Source organism: Anaerotignum sp., assembly GCF_040307045.1.
Taxonomy (GTDB): Bacteria; Bacillota; Clostridia; order Lachnospirales; family Anaerotignaceae; genus Chakrabartyella.
Window position 1 is genome coordinate 262,449 of record NZ_JAWRKF010000004.1, and the last position, 16,594, is coordinate 279,042.

18 protein-coding genes and 2 riboswitches are annotated in these 16,594 nt (G+C 40.0%); of the genes, 8 read left to right on the forward strand and 10 right to left on the reverse strand.

What is annotated here, in order from left to right:
• Positions 1–54: 54 nt before the first annotated feature.
• Entirely contained in the window at positions 55–756 is a 702-nt protein-coding gene (locus ABVZ64_RS03405; RefSeq protein ID WP_352399648.1) for a redox-sensing transcriptional repressor Rex, read from the reverse strand.
• 139 nt (positions 757–895) lie between these two features.
• On the opposite strand from ABVZ64_RS03405, the gene ABVZ64_RS03410 reads away from it, so the two are divergent.
• Both ABVZ64_RS03410 and ABVZ64_RS03415 read left to right on the forward strand, forming a co-directional pair.
• On the forward strand, positions 896–2,815 hold the full coding sequence (locus ABVZ64_RS03410) for an ATP-binding cassette domain-containing protein (protein WP_352399649.1): 1,920 nt from the start codon (positions 896–898) through the stop codon (positions 2,813–2,815).
• 20 nt (positions 2,816–2,835) lie between these two features.
• Entirely contained in the window at positions 2,836–3,504 is a 669-nt protein-coding gene (locus tag ABVZ64_RS03415) for a hypothetical protein (RefSeq protein WP_352399650.1), read from the forward strand.
• A 131-nt stretch (positions 3,505–3,635) separates the two neighbouring features.
• Here the strand turns inward: ABVZ64_RS03415 and ABVZ64_RS03420 are convergent, their stop codons facing one another.
• The 6 genes from ABVZ64_RS03420 to ABVZ64_RS03445 form a co-directional block, all read right to left on the reverse strand.
• Complete coding sequence (locus tag ABVZ64_RS03420) at positions 3,636–3,842, reverse strand: DUF1858 domain-containing protein (RefSeq protein WP_352399651.1); 207 nt, start codon at positions 3,840–3,842, stop codon at positions 3,636–3,638.
• Between the two features lie 90 nt (positions 3,843–3,932).
• Positions 3,933–4,136 carry a PF20097 family protein gene (locus ABVZ64_RS03425; protein ID WP_352399652.1) on the reverse strand — a complete coding sequence of 68 codons (204 nt, stop codon included), beginning with the start codon at positions 4,134–4,136 and terminating at the stop codon, positions 3,933–3,935.
• 12 nt (positions 4,137–4,148) lie between these two features.
• Complete coding sequence (locus ABVZ64_RS03430) at positions 4,149–4,526, reverse strand: hypothetical protein (protein WP_352399653.1); 378 nt, start codon at positions 4,524–4,526, stop codon at positions 4,149–4,151.
• 15 nt (positions 4,527–4,541) lie between these two features.
• A complete protein-coding gene (gene lepB / locus ABVZ64_RS03435) occupies positions 4,542–5,066 on the reverse strand; it encodes a signal peptidase I (RefSeq protein ID WP_352399654.1) in 525 nt (174 codons plus the stop codon).
• A 20-nt stretch (positions 5,067–5,086) separates the two neighbouring features.
• Positions 5,087–6,010: a SufB/SufD family protein gene (locus tag ABVZ64_RS03440; RefSeq protein WP_352399655.1), complete on the reverse strand. Its 924-nt coding sequence runs from the start codon at positions 6,008–6,010 to the stop codon at positions 5,087–5,089.
• Positions 6,000–6,725: an ABC transporter ATP-binding protein gene (locus ABVZ64_RS03445; RefSeq protein ID WP_352399656.1), complete on the reverse strand. Its 726-nt coding sequence runs from the start codon at positions 6,723–6,725 to the stop codon at positions 6,000–6,002. The genes ABVZ64_RS03440 and ABVZ64_RS03445 overlap by 11 nt, the downstream gene beginning before the upstream one ends.
• Before the next feature lie 205 nt (positions 6,726–6,930).
• Between ABVZ64_RS03445 and ABVZ64_RS03450 the strand changes: the two genes are divergently transcribed.
• Positions 6,931–7,503 (forward strand): hypothetical protein, encoded by a 573-nt coding sequence (locus tag ABVZ64_RS03450; RefSeq protein WP_352399657.1) that lies wholly within the window; start codon positions 6,931–6,933, stop codon positions 7,501–7,503.
• A 65-nt stretch (positions 7,504–7,568) separates the two neighbouring features.
• A riboswitch (THF riboswitch) is annotated at positions 7,569–7,668 on the forward strand.
• Positions 7,669–7,818: 150 nt separating this feature from the next.
• Positions 7,819–8,331 (forward strand): folate family ECF transporter S component, encoded by a 513-nt coding sequence (locus tag ABVZ64_RS03455; protein ID WP_352399658.1) that lies wholly within the window; start codon positions 7,819–7,821, stop codon positions 8,329–8,331.
• A gap of 96 nt (positions 8,332–8,427) precedes the next feature.
• Here the strand turns inward: ABVZ64_RS03455 and ABVZ64_RS03460 are convergent, their stop codons facing one another.
• Both ABVZ64_RS03460 and ABVZ64_RS03465 read right to left on the reverse strand, forming a co-directional pair.
• Entirely contained in the window at positions 8,428–8,895 is a 468-nt protein-coding gene (locus ABVZ64_RS03460) for a methylated-DNA--[protein]-cysteine S-methyltransferase (protein WP_352399659.1), read from the reverse strand.
• Between the two features lie 2 nt (positions 8,896–8,897).
• Positions 8,898–9,734, reverse strand: a complete 837-nt coding sequence (locus ABVZ64_RS03465) for a deoxyribonuclease IV (protein WP_352399660.1) — start codon at positions 9,732–9,734, stop codon at positions 8,898–8,900.
• Between the two features lie 395 nt (positions 9,735–10,129).
• On the opposite strand from ABVZ64_RS03465, the gene ABVZ64_RS03470 reads away from it, so the two are divergent.
• Entirely contained in the window at positions 10,130–10,537 is a 408-nt protein-coding gene (locus tag ABVZ64_RS03470) for a bacteriohemerythrin (protein ID WP_352399661.1), read from the forward strand.
• 119 nt (positions 10,538–10,656) lie between these two features.
• Here ABVZ64_RS03470 and ABVZ64_RS03475 read toward each other — a convergent pair whose 3' ends face one another.
• Positions 10,657–12,297 carry a Na+/H+ antiporter NhaC family protein gene (locus ABVZ64_RS03475; protein WP_352399662.1) on the reverse strand — a complete coding sequence of 547 codons (1,641 nt, stop codon included), beginning with the start codon at positions 12,295–12,297 and terminating at the stop codon, positions 10,657–10,659.
• Positions 12,298–12,538: 241 nt separating this feature from the next.
• Positions 12,539–12,707: riboswitch (Lysine riboswitch) on the reverse strand.
• Between the two features lie 216 nt (positions 12,708–12,923).
• Between ABVZ64_RS03475 and deoD the strand changes: the two genes are divergently transcribed.
• The 3 genes from deoD to ABVZ64_RS03490 all read left to right on the forward strand — a co-directional run bounded on the left by deoD (position 12,924) and on the right by ABVZ64_RS03490 (position 16,543).
• Positions 12,924–13,643 carry a purine-nucleoside phosphorylase gene (gene deoD, locus ABVZ64_RS03480; protein ID WP_352399663.1) on the forward strand — a complete coding sequence of 240 codons (720 nt, stop codon included), beginning with the start codon at positions 12,924–12,926 and terminating at the stop codon, positions 13,641–13,643.
• A gap of 269 nt (positions 13,644–13,912) precedes the next feature.
• Positions 13,913–15,094: a coenzyme F420-0:L-glutamate ligase gene (locus tag ABVZ64_RS03485; protein WP_352399664.1), complete on the forward strand. Its 1,182-nt coding sequence runs from the start codon at positions 13,913–13,915 to the stop codon at positions 15,092–15,094.
• 246 nt (positions 15,095–15,340) lie between these two features.
• Positions 15,341–16,543, forward strand: a complete 1,203-nt coding sequence (locus ABVZ64_RS03490) for a class I SAM-dependent rRNA methyltransferase (RefSeq protein WP_352399665.1) — start codon at positions 15,341–15,343, stop codon at positions 16,541–16,543.
• Positions 16,544–16,594: the final 51 nt, after the last annotated feature.

The following is a 16,594-nucleotide window of genomic DNA, read 5'->3' on the forward strand; positions in this document are numbered from 1 at the left end:
CGTCCTTTTTTATATAAAATAAAAACTGCCCCAAAGAGAGCAGTTTTTTCAATATTAATCTTCTAAATCAAGCATTGGCTTAATGGGCAACCCATTTGCAAGGTGATTCAGTTCACTTTCTTCACTATACATCTCATTTATCTTATAAAGCAAAGTCATTAAGCTGTCTGTAAGATGCACATTTTCTACCAAAACATCATCCGGCACCTGCAAATCCACATGGCTAAAGTTCCACATCCCTTTTACGCCCCATTTTGCTAAATCGTTAGCAACTTTCACAGCCTTGGAACGAGGCAAAGTAAGGATGGCAACATCTACGCTATTGTTTTTAACGTATTGCTCCATCTGATCAACGTCATAAACCTCTACACCACGGATGGTCATACCGATTAAACGAGGGTTTGTATCAAAAACGGCTTTAATCACAAAGCCTCTTTTTTCAAAGTTAGTGTAATTTACCAAAGCCTGGCCAATATTGCCCCCGCCAACCACAATCATATTATATAACCTGTCCAACCCAAGAATCTTCTTGATTTCGTTATGAAGATACTCAACATTGTAACCGTAGCCCTGCTGCCCAAAGCCACCAAAATTATTTAAATCCTGACGAATTTGTGACGCAGTGATGTTCATTTTTGCACTTAATTCTTTTGATGAAATCCTGGTAATATCGCTTTCCAAAAGATCCCCCAAATAGCGGTAATATCTTGGAAGCCGATTAATCACCGCCGGCGAAATTCTCTTCTCACTATCCATTATATCCAAATCCTCTCCGTGTCAACTTAAAATTAGTATAGCACTCCTGTTATTTTATTGTCAACAATAACTCTTTTATTATAGGCGTTTTTCTGATATGATTGTACTTGTATCCCCAGAAAAAACGGAGGAGAAAAAGATGATACTAGCATGCAAGCAATTACACAAAGCTTATGGCATTGATGTAATATTAGACAAAATCACCTTCCATTTGGAAGAAAAAGAAAAAGCCGCCATTGTTGGTGTTAATGGCGCAGGCAAAACAACTTTGTTCCGTGTATTAACAGGAGAAACTTCTGCTGATGGCGGTGAATTTTATATCAAAAAAGATGCTTCCCTTGGGTATATGGCCCAAAACCAACAGGTGGAAAGCAACCGTACCATATATCAGGAAATGCTATCCGTTTTTGAAAAGATATTGGAAACTGAAAATCTTCTTCGTGAAATGGAAAACGAAATGGGGAATTTGGCGGGACAACAATTGTCCGACAAGATGGAGGAATATTCTCGGTTACAACATTTTTTTGAGCAAAATGACGGGTACAGTTATCAAAGCCGCCTGAAAGGCGTCTTGAAAGGCCTTGGCTTTAGTGAGGGAGATTTTAACCGGCCTCTAACACAGCTCTCCGGAGGACAGAAAACCCGTATCTACCTTGGCAAACTCTTGTTATCAAAGCCAGATATCCTGCTTCTGGACGAGCCTACAAACCACCTAGACATTGCCTCTATTGAATGGTTGGAGGATTTCTTAAGAGGTTATGAAGGTGCCGTGCTTATTATTTCTCATGACCGCTATTTCTTAGACAGGATTGTGACAAAAGTCGTAGAAATTGAAAATAAAAAATCAAATGTTTATAACGGAAATTATAGTTTCTATACGCAACAAAAAGAAATAAATCTTGTGGTTCAGAAAAAAGCTTTTGACAATCAACAAAAGGAAATTAAGCACCAAGAAGAAGTTATTCGCACCCTCCGTGCCTTTAACCGAGAAAAGTCCATAAAGCGGGCGGAGAGCAGAGAAAAAGCGTTGGACAAAATCCATCGTGTTGATCGCCCCGAGTCTTTGCCTGACCATATGCGACTGGTTTTAACACCACTTATTACAAGTGGTAATGATGTGCTTCATGCAGAAGACCTTTCCAAGTCTTATGGCGGTAACAAAGTATTTCAAAATGTCGGGTTTGATGTAAAACGTGGAGAAAAGGCCGCAATCATCGGGCCCAATGGCGTAGGAAAATCAACGTTATTTAAGATGCTCCTACGAGAAGTTTCAAGTGATTCCGGAATCATCCGCTTTGGCACAAATGTTCATGTTGGCTATTACGATCAGGAACAGCAAAAGCTTGATGAGTCAAAATCTATTTTTGATGAAATTTCTGACACCTACCCCAACTTAACCGCAGGGCAAATCAGAAATGTTTTGGCTGCCTTTGTTTTCACGAATGATGATGTATTCAAACCAATCTCAGCCCTAAGCGGCGGTGAAAAAGGACGTGTCTCTTTAGCAAAAATTATGCTTTCTAAAGCAAACTTGCTGATGCTGGACGAGCCTACCAACCATTTGGATATGTTTTCAAAAGAAATTCTGGAAAACGCACTAAACTGCTATGAAGGAACTGTAGTATATATTTCCCACGACCGTTATTTTATCAATAAAACCGCAGAAAAAATCCTAGAATTAACACCAGGCGGCGTGTTGCAATATGCGGGAAACTACGATTACTATTTGGAAAAAAAGACTGAGCAAGCACGAAATGAAGCGGAAAAGGCGAAAGAAATGGGGACCGTTTCCACCTCTACCCAACCTGTGAACACTAGCGAAACCAAAGCGGACTGGTTAAAGCAAAAAGAACAGCAAGCGGCAGAGCGAAAAATGGCAGCAAAAATCTCTCGTTTAGAGCAAGAAATTGAAGAAACCGAAGGTGCAATTCAAAAAGCAGACGAGGATATGGCAGCTGCCAGTGCAGACTATACAAAAGCTCAGCAGATCTTCGAGGAAAAAACAAAACTTGAGGAGAAGTTGGAACTGCTCTACTCCCAATGGGAGGAATTACAGTAGAACAAAGGAGGAAGTTAGAAATGAAGAAGTTGTATGTATTAGCGTTATTTGCAATGTTTGTTCTTTTAGGGGCAGGCAGTATTTTGGGCAACAATGGGCAAATTGTTTTTTACCTGATTATGTTTGCAATGGGCTTATGCCTTGCATACTATGCCCATTGGTTTAAAAAATTTGCGCAAAAGGTAAATGCCATTTTACCGCTTATGGAAACGGATCCTGATGCTTATATTGCTGAAACAGAGAAATTGTTGGCGGGGAAACGCCCCAACAACATCCGTTCCATGCTCACCATGAACATTGCTGTTGCTTATATGGAAAAGGGCGACTATGTAACAGCAAAGCAGAAACTGAGAGGTATCAATGGTGGTGCATTAAAAAAAGCCAATGGTGCTGTTTATTTCTTAAACCTTGCTTATGTCATGATCCATTTGGGTGAAAATGAGCAAGCTCTTGATCTAATTAAAAAATATAAAAAACGTTTTCTAAGCCTTCCTATGGGTGGAAATTTACCCCGACTGAATGCCTTTGTACAAATTTTTGAGGCTATCCAAGAAGGCAGATGGGACGCTGCTAATGAGCAGATGAAAGCAGTAAAGGAAAACTGGCCAAACAAAGTCACCGGTGTTGACTATACCATTTTAGAAAAACAGCTTCAAACCCATAATAACAATCCAGAAATACAAGCATAATAAAAGGCTGTAATGGAAAACTCCATTACAGCCTTTTTTAGATAAATTATACTTCTCATTTCAAGCTTTTGTGCATTGACTTGCCCTATTGGAGTCATAACAAATAAAGTAAGCCAAACACAAAATTAATCTTATTCACCTTTGTTTTCTAAATAAGCGTTAATATCAGCTAAAAGTTTGTCAATCTCCATGCCATGTACCATGCTTGCTTCTTCCAGTGTTTCTCCTGCCGCAGAAGGACACCCAACACAATGCATACCATTTTCCATCAAAATTTCACCTGCACCTCTATCCATCATTAAAAGTTCACCAATTGTCATATCTTTTGTTGCTTTCATATCTAACTCCTCCTTTTATAATTAATCTCTGTTATGTATCCTGCCACAAATAAGAGGTTTTTAATAATTATTTCAAAGGTAAAAAATCTCTTAGTAGTGGTTTTCAGGAATTTCTAAAACCAACTTACGGCAATAAGGGCAGATTTCACCCCTCAGCTTTGCGCCACCCATGTAGTTCTTGGTCAATAGGTACTCCTTTTTTTTGCCACGTTCATCTTCTGCTTTCCACATAAAACATCTACCGGATTCTAAGGAACCCTCAGTCATTTCTTCTCCACAAAAGGGGCATTTCATGCCGGTCATCTCCTACTCTAACGCCAAGGCAGTCGCTAAAACCTTTTTTACGTCTACGGCCTTTCCATCTGCAAAAGTAAAAATCAGATATTCTTCTTCACCATCTTTGGATCCAAATAAACCTTTCGGCTCACCCAAATAGTAAATGAAATCTTCTCCTTTTTTGTCATCAGGCACTCCAAGATAGCCAATCAGTTCTTCTTCCGGTAGGCCATCAATAACAGTTCTGTCCAAAAAGTTTTTTACAATAGCCTGACGACTATTGTCCTCATAGTTTACCCACTTTTCCGTGGTAAATGTTTTGCTGTTGTTCCAAATTAAGCCACCTCCAAATGCCGCAACCACCAAGAATCCTAGAAAGGCTAATAGTAACTTGTCCTTTTTATTCATACTTTTTGCCCCCTATTATGAAATCCATTTGAAGCCCCTGAAGTAGCGCAATACAACCTTGCCTAAAATCGCGTCTGGCTCTACATACTGATTTTCCCAATAGCGGGAATCCAAAGATCTATTTCTGTTGTCCCCCATCATGAAATAACTACCTTCCGGCACCTCATAAGGGCCAAAATTCCCCTGGGTTATTTCTTTTATATATGGCTCTTCCAAAGCGCTGCCGTTGATATAAACATTACCATTCTCTACCTCAACCACGTCGCCACCCATGCCAATAATGCGTTTTACGTATAGAGTTTTCCCCTCTGGATCATCGGGATAACGAAATACAATAACATCTCCCCTTTGGGGCTCATCAAACCAATATGATGTACGAAGGGCCAAAATGCGGTCACCAGTCATAATGGTGTTTTCCATTGAACCTGTAGGAACTTGTGCATTCACAATCAAAAATGTGTTCACCAAGCCAGCCAATACTACCGCCAAAAGGATTGTCTTAATCCAGCTGAAAATTTCCTTTTTTACCGTACTGCTCACATGCCCATCTCCTTTGGGATCTATTTTAGAAACCCATTTATAATTTGAGATTCTGCCTCTTTTTCAGTTAAACCCAAAGTCATCAGTTTTGTCAGCTGCTCCCCTGCGATTTTACCAATAGCCGCCTCATGAATGAGGGTTGCATCCACATTGTTGGCAATAATTTCTGGCTCAGCTGCTACAATGCCATTATCCATGATAATCGCATCACATTCAGAATGACCGTAACAAGCATTGTTTCCACAAAGTTTAGAGCGGAACAATTGCTTAGAGTCATCTCTGGCAACAGAACGGGAAATCAACTTTGCACTACTGCCTTCTCCGTCTAAATCAACATCAAAAGATGTTTCTGCATACTGCTCACCATGGGTCATAATTTTTTCTTTAATAATAACAGTTGCACCCTCTGCTAGCTTTGCGCTGGAAATACGCTTAGTAGAATCAACACCCTTTAACTGAACAGTGTCCATCTCAATATAACTGTTTTCCTCTGCAATAATATGAGTTTGGGGGTTAATTATATTCTGGCCATTGCCATCCCCTTCGCCAATATGCTTTTCAATATATTTGATTTTTGCATTCTTTCCAACAAAGAAACGATGGATGCCATCATGCTGCGATACACCACTACCACAGTTATGGATGCCACAGCCGGCTACAATGGTTACATCTGCATCCTCACCAATGTGAAAATCATTATAAACCACATCATGCATATCTGTTTCTGAAATCAATGCAGGAATGTGTACACTTTCGTTTTTTGTGCCAGGCTTAATAATGATATCAATTCCTGAACCATCCTCTTTAGAAACAATCTGAATGGTTTCTGTGGAGTTTCTCCCTGCGCTTTTGCCGTTACTACGAATATTAAATGCCCCAACAGCGGGAATATTTGCAATACCTGCCACCTCGGCAAGCAAATTTTTGATCACATCATTCAACATGGTGCTGTGCCTCCTTAAAATATCTGCAACCGGAATCTACGCCAAACAGTCCGGGCAAAACTTCCTCTTTTGTGCCAACCTTGGCAACTTGTCCACCACTAATCACAACTACTTGATCAGCAATATTCAAAATTCGTTCTTGATGGGAAATAATCAAAATAGAACCTTTGATTTCTTCATGCATCTTTTCAAACACATCAATCAAGTTTTTAAAACTCCATAAGTCAATGCCCGCTTCCGGTTCATCAAATAAAGTAAGTTTTGTCTTCCTTGCCATAACTGTTGCAATCTCAATGCGTTTTAATTCACCGCCGGAAAGGCTTCCATTCACCTCTCGGTCAATATAGTCTTTGGCGCAAAGTCCAACAGCCGCCAGATACTCACAAGCCGCTGCGGTACTTAAGTCTTTGCCACTGGCAAGGGTGACCAAATCCTTAACAGTTACGCCTTTAAAGCGTACAGGTTGCTGAAATGCAAAGCTCACACCAGCGTTTGCACGTTCAGTGATACCCCATTGAGTAATATCCTGCCCATCTAAAAAAATTTGGCCGCTTTCAGGTTTTTCAATTCCTGCTATAATTTTGGCCAAAGTAGATTTACCTCCGCCATTTGGGCCTGTAATAACCACAAATTTTTCATCCTCGATGATCAAATTAATATCTTTCAAGATCTCCTTCCCATCGGCCGAAAAAGAGACATTTTTCAATTCTAACATTTTCCTATCCTCCGTTTCAAAGACTGACGTCTTTATCTTTCGCAAAATCATATAAAAAAGCTATCCTAAATTATAACAATTTTCCAAATAGACTGTCAATATTTTTCGATTTTTTTAGCGTTTTTCCTGTATAAAAACAATCTTTTCATTTTTACCACTCTATATTACAATAGAATTATCACAAAATCAAAAAGGAGGGCTCCCTATGCTCGGTTTTCATACAGACGGTATATACCTTTTCGGTAGTTCCGCTAACCTAAATTCTCTTTTAAAACAAAAAAAGCTTCCCCTGGTATCTAACATTACTGGCAACACTTTGGTATTTGCAATAAATGAACCAAATATACTAGAAAAAAAGCTATACGCTCCATCCTTCTCCGCAGGAGAAGCCCCTTGGTTTGTTTGCACCGTTGGTGATTTTACACGCCCAACAAAGAATACGCTTCCTTTTCGTTCAGATGCAGACTTAGCTGACTTTATCACCGCAATCTATTATGCATCCCAGGGATTTTTACACCTAGACTTTGAACTTTCCGAACTAAAAGATAAACTTTCAGAGGAAAATGGACGGCAAATCGTTTCTATCGCTGAAGACCAGTTTGGAGAAATTCCAAAGGAGTCTTTTGCTATGTGCTTTTGCTTTTCCAATGGCGGCTTTATGGAAAGCGACCGACTTTTTGTGAAACTAACAAAAGAATATGGTTTGGATATGGGTAAAGTTTTATTAGCGGGTACATTTGACTCAAATTTTAGCTTTACACGGGCTTTCGTTCTGTAAAATAGCCTATTTACCAATTCCAAAAAGGGTGATAAAATATTCTTGCATGGGAAACCATGTGCAAATACAGAGTAGGGCTTTGTGCGTTAAGTGTCTTGTGGACGGGGAGTTGCCACGAGAACGAAAAGGATTATCCTTGCGGTACAGAACCCGCATCCCGCTGTTAAATATTGAAGAAGCCATAACCTCTTTATTATCACAGCAACCCCAGAATTTTGTATTCTGTTTGGGAGTATTTGCCAATTATTCAATGATAATGAAGGGGTTTTTTATTTCACAAAAGACCCCGAAACCACAAAAGGAGGTCTTTTTTTCATGCAACAAAATTTTTCTAAAACCCATCGCCTGGTTATTATGGCTCTTTTGGTAGCAATCTCCATTATTCTATCACGTTTTCTCTCTATTGCCGCTTGGAACTTAAAAATAGGTTTTGCCTTTGTTCCCGTAGCCCTAGCCGGCATGATTTTAGGCCCCATTCCCGCTGCTATTGTTGCAGCTGTTGCGGATTTTCTAGGGGCAATTCTATTCCCTATCGGTCAGTTTTTCCCTGGATTTACCCTGACTGCATTTTTAAACGGCTTGTTATACGGCATTTTTCTCTATAAAAAAGCTGACATGAAAAGTGTTGTTTTATCGGCAGTCATTACCCAGATTCTTGGATCTTTGCTGCTAAATACCTTTTGGATTTCAATGTTATACGGAACACCTTTCTGGGCATTGTTACCAACCCGAATTATGCAAGTATGCTTCATGACCGTAGTAGAAATTATTGTTATCCGTATTATGGCATGCTATGCACCAAAAATTTACAAAACACAAAAAGCTTAGGCATAAAGCAATAATAACTTTCAAAAGTATTTCTACTCAACATAAAAACCATAATAATAGCTGTTGGCAAAAGGCTCCCCCTTACCAACAGCTATTTTATTGTGAATTTTTTGCCTCTAAATTTAATAGGAAAGTTTTATTATTCAACCCACCACCATATCCCACCAGCTTACCATTGGTTCCAATCACCCTATGGCAGGGAATGATAATGGATATGGGATTTTTGTTGTTAGCACTACCAACAGCTCTACACCCTTTAGGATTTGCGATTTGCTTTGCAATATCACCATAAGTAACGGTTTTTCCATAGGGAATTTGTAAAAGTGCCTGCCATACCCTCTGTTGAAATTCCGTGCCCCTTGGGTTAAGGGGTAAGTCAAACTCTTTTCTCTCCCCCTTGAAATAAGCCTCCAACTGGCCCTCCGCTTGCCTCAACAATGGTGTTTTCTCCACGATGTGAGGTGTTACTACTGCCTGTTGATAAATTAGCCTGGTAAGGAATCCACCTTCCTCTGCCAAAGTTAAAATGCCAATTGGGCTGTGGTAAAAACATATCCTCTCCAATGCTACCCCTCTTTTCTAATTCCCCTTAACAATGATATCTCCGCCCCATACCCATCCAGTTCATTGGGCGTTTCTAAGTAAAACGGTAAGTGCAAAAGCTTAGGGTGGTTTATAATTTTTGCAATCCCCACCAACCCTAAAGAGCCTTCTCCGATTTTTTCATGACGATCCTTATGGCTTCCCATGGGGTTTTTGCTGTCATTTAAATGAATTGCACGGAGTCGTTCCAAACCAATCACCTTGTCAAACTCCTCCAAAACGCCATCCAAATTTCCCACTATGTCATAACCACCATCAAAGACATGGCAAGTATCCAAGCAAACACCCATGCGTTGGTGACCACCAACCTGGTCTAAAATCTCTCTAATTTCCTGAAAACTTCTACCTATCTCACTGCCTTTTCCAGCCATGGTTTCCAATAAAATGGGGGTTTTCTCTCCGTTTTTCAGAACCTCATTTAGCAAATCTGAGATCATTTTTATACCTACATCTACTCCCTGCTTCACATGACTACCAGGATGAAAGTTATATAAAACATCTGGCAAAAGCTCTAGCCTCTCCAAATCCTCCTCCATTACCCGTCTGGCAAAAGCTCTAAGCCCTGGATCTGCGGAGCAAGGGTTCATGGTATAGGGCGCATGAGCCAACAACGTGCCATAGCCTTTTTCTTTAGCAAAAGTAATATAAGCATCAATATCTCCTTTATCCAAGGCCTTCACACTTCCTCCTCTGGGATTCCTGCTAAAAAACTGAAACACATTTGCCCCAATCTTTTCCGCCTCTTTTCCCATAGCCAGATATCCATTGGATGCTGACAAATGACAACCTAACCAAAACATATCTCATTCCTCCTAATTCAATAAAATCAAACACGTTGCACAAAATTCAAATTTCATAGGTGCCTCCAAACAATAGTATGGTCCTTTTTTGCAAATGCAACGCAAATATAGCTATATTCAAGACCTTTAACAAAAAATGGTGGGTTTTTTGTTGTTTTTTTTTATATTACTGGAAAGGATGGGTTTTCGCAAGCATTCTGAGGCTATCTTGTGATCTTTTCTAGTTAAACTTTACAATTTATAAAATAATACTATTATATAATAATTATTATAAATTACTTCATTTAAACCCTTTGCAGATGGATGTAAATGTGGTAGGATATAAACAAAAGATAAATTGGAATCTTTTTCATATTTATAAAAATAATTTATTTAAAAATAAAAGGAGGTACATCATGGCTTTCACATGGACAAAAGACTTGGAAACAGGAAATACACAGATTGATACCGAACACAAAGAGTTAATTCAGGCAATTAACAACCTCTTAGAGGCATGTTCCTCTGGAAAAGGACGAAATGAAATTGCCAATACTATGGACTTTTTAAATCACTACACCAAAACCCACTTTGCCCACGAACAGGTTTTGCAGCAAAAATATAAATATCCCGACTTTGAAAATCACAAAAAATATCACGAGGGATTTATCAAAGTAGTAGATGACATTACCAACCGTTTGAAAGCCAACGGGCCCACCATCCAATTGGTTGGAGAAATTAATATGCAATTGGGAGGGTGGCTCATCAACCACATAAAACGGGAAGACGTGAAGGTTGCCAAACATATATTAGAACAAAAAGGCTAAGATACATAAACAAAAGGACGCTACGGGTTTTTCAAATAACTCCTTCACGTCCTTTTATTTTATGTTATAAAAAAGCAGATGGTTGATCCATCTGCTTTTTCTGATAGAGAGAACTTGACTTATACTCTCTTTTCTTTCGCATCATATATTTTTTTGATGATTAAGATTGTTGCAATCATAGAAATGATTGCGATAGGCAAGTTAATCATCCAGTTCTGAATTGCTGCTGCCAAAATATAGTTAATTGCTGAAACCACAGCAACTGTTAAAGCGTAAGGTAACTGTGTGGAAACATGGTTAATATGATCACACTGAGCACCTGTCGATGCCATAATTGTTGTATCAGAGATAGGTGAGCAGTGATCACCACATACTGCGCCAGCCAATGTTGCAGCCACTGTAATAATCAATAATTCGCTTGTAGGATCCAAAATAGGAACTACGATTGGTAAGAGGATACCAAAAGTACCCCAAGATGTACCTGTTGCAAACGCCAAGAAAACTGCGATCATGAACACGATTACAGGTAATAAAATCTGAAGCATTCCAACATTGCTTGCCAACAGACCTGCCACAAATTCTTTTGCACCCAACAATCCAGTAATACCACTCAATGTCCATGCAAAGGTCAAAATCAAAATCGCAGGTACCATTGCCTTAAAGCCGTCAGGCAAGCAAGTCATAAACTCAGTAAACGACAATACACGACGTGGGATGTACAATAAGAACGTAATCAACAGCGCTGCAGTGGAACCCAACAATAAACCTACGGAGGCATCACAGCCAGCAAATGCATTGATGAAAGATTCCCCTTCAAAGAAACCACCAGTATAAATCATACCTGTTACACAACAAGCAATCAATACGATAACGGGTAAAACTAAGTCAATAACCTTGCCCTTACCTGTCACAACATTATCTTCAGAGTCTGCATAAGGTCTGGAATCGGTTGTGTAAAGATCATCCTTTTCCTGGGCATTTTTTTCATGCAAACGCATAGGACCAAAGTCAAAGTTTGTAATTGTCAATGTAAGCATTGCAACTATTGTCAATAGTGCGTAGAAGTTATATGGAATGGCACGGATAAATAAATCCAAACCATTTACACCCTCAACCACACCTGCAACTGCTGCAGCCCAAGAGGAAATTGGAGCAATAATACAAATAGGTGCTGCTGTTGCATCAATGATATAAGCCAGCTTCGCACGGGAAACCTTGTGTGTGTCTGTTACAGGGCGCATAACGCTACCTACTGTTAAACAGTTGAAGTAGTCATCCACGAATACTAAAACACCAAGCATAAAGGTGGATAACAAGGCACCTTTTCTTGTTTTGATTCTATCTCGAGCCCATGCCCCATAAGCCGCAGAACCACCTGCTTTGTTCATCAAAGATACCATAATACCCAATACGACCAAGAAAATCAAAATACCAACATTCCAGCTATCAGCCAACTTTGCCAGCAAACCGCCGTCAGTTTGATTTGTAAAGATTGTCAGGTAAGCTTGCTTAAGGTTGAAATTACTGTGGAATAACGCACCCACGATAATACCTACAAACAATGAGGAATAAACCTCTTTTGTGATCAGTGCCAAAATAATTGCTACAAGCGGTGGCACCAATGACCAAAATGTTGCGTACATGTTACTTACTTCCCCTGCCTCTGCTTCGCCGGCAAACACAGTAAATGTCATTGCCATTGCTAAAAGCAAAAACACTGCGATCTTGTTGATCATAGGGTTTTTGTTTGTGTTTCTCATATCCCTTCCCCTTTCTGGAACCATAAAAATAGATGAATAATACCCTTCGCTTTGGAAACTTCAAGACAAGATTGTGCTTCAAAATCACCGCATACCAACGGAACGACAACAACTGTTCTATCCGCAAGCATTGCAAGTTTTTCACCCCTGAATTCTAAACTTATTATTGCCCAGAAGCAAAAAAATAAAGCCATGCGGCGCATGGCTTCAGAATAATCCTAATGTCATTTGGATGTTCCGAGTTTCCGATAGCGCTCCACATAAGTGACAGCACATTACATTTTTTGCAATGCACCAGCCAAGTCCTCCCAAGGCAGAGAAACTTGACTTCGGCGATGATCCCTTTCCCCTTCCGTCACCTTGACGTTTGCTGAAGGACTACTGATGAGCAACGCACCTCTATCTTACATAAATTTTCCGTCGGCTAAAACCGACTGTCCTTCATACATACCATACCCCCCACCCAAAGTCAAGTCTTTTTCATGAAAAACACCGATTTCCCATGTTTTTTCATTGTCAAATCGTCTTTTTCGGAAGGACTATTCCATTATTTCCAAATAAATGGTATAGTAAAGAAGAAAAAAAGCAAAACTGTATCATAACGAAAATTAAGGAGGTAGTTTCTTATGGCAACACCACATATTTCTGCCGAAAAAGGAGATTTTGCAAAAACCGTTTTGATGCCTGGTGATCCCTTGCGTGCAAAGTTCATTGCCGAAACATTTTTGCAGGACGCTGTTTTAGTCAATAACGTTAGAGGAATTCAAGGTTACACAGGCACATATAAGGGCACAAAGGTGTCCGTAATGGCCAGTGGCATGGGTATGCCCTCCATGGGCATTTACAGCTATGAGCTGTATTCTTTCTACGACGTAGAAAATATTATTCGCATCGGCTCTGCAGGTGCATTTAACGATAAATTACAGCTGCGTGACATCGTTGCTGGAATGGGTGCAAGCACAAACTCCAACTACGGCGCACAGTATGAAGTTCTAGGAAACCTGTGCAATTTGGCAGACTTCGACCTGTTAACTGCAGCTGTAGACTGTGCCAAGGAACTTGGGAAGGACTTAAAAGTGGGTAATATTTTATCCTCTGATACCTTCTATGATGACCGTGCCGACGTGATGAAAAATTGGACAAAGATGGGTATTCTCTGCGTAGAAATGGAAGCTGCTGCTTTGTACATGAATGCAACCAGATTAGGTAAGCGTGCATTGGCTCTGGTTACTATTTCAGATAAGCCTTTAACTGGTGAAGAAACCACTCCAGAAGAACGCCAGACAACATTTACCCAGATGATGGAAATCGCTTTGGAGACCGCAGTCAAGATGGATAAAAAATAATTGTATACAACAATAGAGGTATCAGAAAAACTGATACCCCTATTTTATTTCCAAATGACCAAAACCCCCGAAAACATTGACAACCCGACCTTTTGTCTGATAAAATGACTCCTGTCGGTGATTGAAATAATGCTTCACACCCGAACTAAAAAAGAAACTTGCCTTCAATCCCGTCTTACGGGATTTTTTTATGCAAATTTCATAGGATTTTATAAAATTTGGGCAAAGCCCACAAGATTGAAATGAACAATTTTAGGAGGTTTTTCAAAATGGCAGGAACAATTTCCAGAGGTATTAAAGCACCCATCATTCGTCAAGGCGATGATATCGTAAAAATCGTGGCAGATTCCGTTTTAGCTGCAGCAACTGCTGACGGCTTCAAACTTCAGGATCGCGACGTAGTATGCGTAACAGAAGCAGTGGTAGCTCGTGCAGATGGCAACTACGCTTCCACAGAAGACATTGCAGCAGATGTAAAAGCAAAATTAGGCGGCGAAACAATCGGTGTTGTTTTCCCCATCCTCAGCAGAAACCGTTTTGCAATCTGCTTAAGAGGCATTGCAAAAGGAGCAAAAAAAGTTGTTCTTATGTTAAGCTATCCCTCTGATGAAGTTGGTAACCACCTTTTTGATATGGACCTTTTGGATGATAGCGGTATTAATCCTTACACAGATATATTGACATTAGATGCATACAGAAACGCATTCGGTTACATCAAGCACCCTTTCACAGGCGTTGATTATGTAGATTACTACAAAAAATTGATTGAAGAAGAAGGCGCAGAAGCAGAGATCATTTTTGCTAATCACCCCGAAGCAATCGTGAAGTTTACCAAAAACGTACTTTGCTGTGATATCCATACAAGAGAACGTTCCAAACGTCGTATCTTAGCTGCAGGTGGCGACAAAGTATGTACCCTTAGCGAAATTTTGAATGAATCCGTAAATGGCAGTGGTTTCAACCCTTCTTACGGCTTACTGGGCTCCAATAAAGCAACAGAAACAACTGTTAAGCTTTTCCCAAAAAACGCACAGGAAGTTGCAGAACAGATTCAGAAAGAATTGATTGCACGCACAGGCATTAAAGTTGAAGCTATGATTTATGGCGACGGCGCATTCAAAGATCCAGTTGGTAAAATTTGGGAATTAGCCGACCCCGTTGTTGGCGCTGGTTACACAGAAGGCCTCCTAGGCTTACCAAATGAAGTAAAGTTAAAATATTTAGCAGATAACGACTTTGCAGATCTTTCCGGCGCGGAGCTAGAAGAAGCAATTCGTCATCGTATCAAAGAAAAAGAAACTGACTTAAAGGGCAACATGGTTTCTGAAGGCACAACACCACGCCGCCTTACAGACCTGATTGGTTCCCTTTGTGATTTGACTAGCGGTAGTGGTGACAAAGGTACACCTATCGTGTTGGTTCAGAATTACTTCAACAACTTTGCAAACTGATTGACTGTGACGAAAGGAGTGTTTTTAACACTCCTTTCCCCTCGTAAAAGCAATAAACCCTTGAGAAATGGCCTAAAGGATAGAGACAAAAAACTTGTCTCCTTGTTTATCCAAAAGCCACCTCCAAATATAAAAATAGAAAATAGTATTTTAAAAGAGTAAAATGTGTTGACTTTGTCGACACTCTAAAAGGAGTGTTTTTATACACTCCTTTTTTAACCATATAGATTAAGGAGGACCCTCCCCATGAACATACCCGTAGTTACAATCAAAAAAGGCGAAGGTCGTATGCTGAAGGCCGGCGGCCTTTGGATTTTCGACAATGAGATAGCCACTGCCAGCGAAGATATTACCAATGGTGAATTGGTTTCGGTCTTGGATTTTGATGGCTATCCCCTGGGAACAGGATTTTACAATAAAAACTCTAAAATAACCATCCGTATGGTGACCCGAGATAAAAATACCGTTATTGATAATGATTTCCTGCGTCGCCGTGTGGAGGCAGCTTGGGAATACCGCAAAAAAACCGTTGATACTTCCTCTTGCCGCCTTATTTTTGGCGAAGCAGATTTTCTACCCGGTTTAATTATTGACAAGTTCGCTGGCATTTTAGTTGTACAATCCTTGGCTTTAGGAATCGACAAAATGAAAGATACGATCATCACACTTCTGGTTGAAACCTTAGAAAAAGATGGCGTTAAAATCCAAGGCATCTATGAAAGAAGCGACGCAAAAGTTCGCCTTCAAGAAGGCATGGAACGTACAAAGGGGTTCCTAAGTCAGCCTTTCGATACCAAAGTAGAAATCGTGGAAAACGGTGTAAAATACATTGTTGACGTTGCAGATGGACAAAAAACAGGCTTTTTCCTCGACCAAAAATATAACCGCGCCGCCATTCATAAGCTTTGCAAAGGTGCTGACGTTTTAGACTGCTTTACCCATACAGGCTCCTTTGCTTTAAACGCAGGTATTGCAGGTGCAAAAAGCGTTCTGGGTATAGATGCATCTCAACTTGCTGTGGATCAGGCAACGGAAAATGCAACGCTAAATGGCCTAGAAGATGTGGTTCATTTCCAGTGCGAGGACGTTTTTGAGTTACTCCCCCGCCTTGAGGCTGAAGGAAGAAAATTTGATGTAATTATTTTGGATCCTCCTGCTTTTACAAAATCCAGAAATTCCATTAAGAATGCCGTAAAAGGCTACCGAGAAATTAATCTTAGAGCCATGAAACTAATCAAAGATGGAGGTTTTTTAGCAACTTGCTCCTGCTCCCATTTTATGAGCTATGAGTTATTCACCCAAACCATAGGCCAGGCAGCAAACAATGTGCATAAACGCTTACGTCAGGTAGAATATCGTACACAATCACCCGACCATCCTATTCTTTGGGCAGCGGACGAATCCTATTACTTAAAATTTTATATTTTCCAAGTTTGCCAAAATCCCTAAGTAAATACCTTTTAAGTGTTGAATTTGGATAAAGAACGGGCGATGCGTGCA

Coding starts and splice junctions, on each gene's coding strand:
- ABVZ64_RS03430 (WP_352399653.1), bottom strand. CDS start 4,526: ATGAATAAAAAGGACAAGTTACTATTAGCCTTTCTAGGATTCTTGGTG.
- ABVZ64_RS03445 (WP_352399656.1), bottom strand. CDS start 6,725: ATGTTAGAATTGAAAAATGTCTCTTTTTCGGCCGATGGGAAGGAGATC.
- ABVZ64_RS03485 (WP_352399664.1), top strand. CDS start 13,913: ATGGCAGGAACAATTTCCAGAGGTATTAAAGCACCCATCATTCGTCAA.
- ABVZ64_RS03415 (WP_352399650.1), top strand. CDS start 2,836: ATGAAGAAGTTGTATGTATTAGCGTTATTTGCAATGTTTGTTCTTTTA.
- ABVZ64_RS03405 (WP_352399648.1), bottom strand. CDS start 756: ATGGATAGTGAGAAGAGAATTTCGCCGGCGGTGATTAATCGGCTTCCA.
- ABVZ64_RS03455 (WP_352399658.1), top strand. CDS start 7,819: ATGCAACAAAATTTTTCTAAAACCCATCGCCTGGTTATTATGGCTCTT.
- ABVZ64_RS03475 (WP_352399662.1), bottom strand. CDS start 12,297: ATGAGAAACACAAACAAAAACCCTATGATCAACAAGATCGCAGTGTTT.
- ABVZ64_RS03470 (WP_352399661.1), top strand. CDS start 10,130: ATGGCTTTCACATGGACAAAAGACTTGGAAACAGGAAATACACAGATT.
- ABVZ64_RS03440 (WP_352399655.1), bottom strand. CDS start 6,010: ATGTTGAATGATGTGATCAAAAATTTGCTTGCCGAGGTGGCAGGTATT.
- ABVZ64_RS03420 (WP_352399651.1), bottom strand. CDS start 3,842: ATGAAAGCAACAAAAGATATGACAATTGGTGAACTTTTAATGATGGAT.
- ABVZ64_RS03450 (WP_352399657.1), top strand. CDS start 6,931: ATGCTCGGTTTTCATACAGACGGTATATACCTTTTCGGTAGTTCCGCT.
- deoD (WP_352399663.1), top strand. CDS start 12,924: ATGGCAACACCACATATTTCTGCCGAAAAAGGAGATTTTGCAAAAACC.
- ABVZ64_RS03465 (WP_352399660.1), bottom strand. CDS start 9,734: ATGTTTTGGTTAGGTTGTCATTTGTCAGCATCCAATGGATATCTGGCT.
- ABVZ64_RS03425 (WP_352399652.1), bottom strand. CDS start 4,136: ATGAAATGCCCCTTTTGTGGAGAAGAAATGACTGAGGGTTCCTTAGAA.
- ABVZ64_RS03410 (WP_352399649.1), top strand. CDS start 896: ATGATACTAGCATGCAAGCAATTACACAAAGCTTATGGCATTGATGTA.
- ABVZ64_RS03490 (WP_352399665.1), top strand. CDS start 15,341: ATGAACATACCCGTAGTTACAATCAAAAAAGGCGAAGGTCGTATGCTG.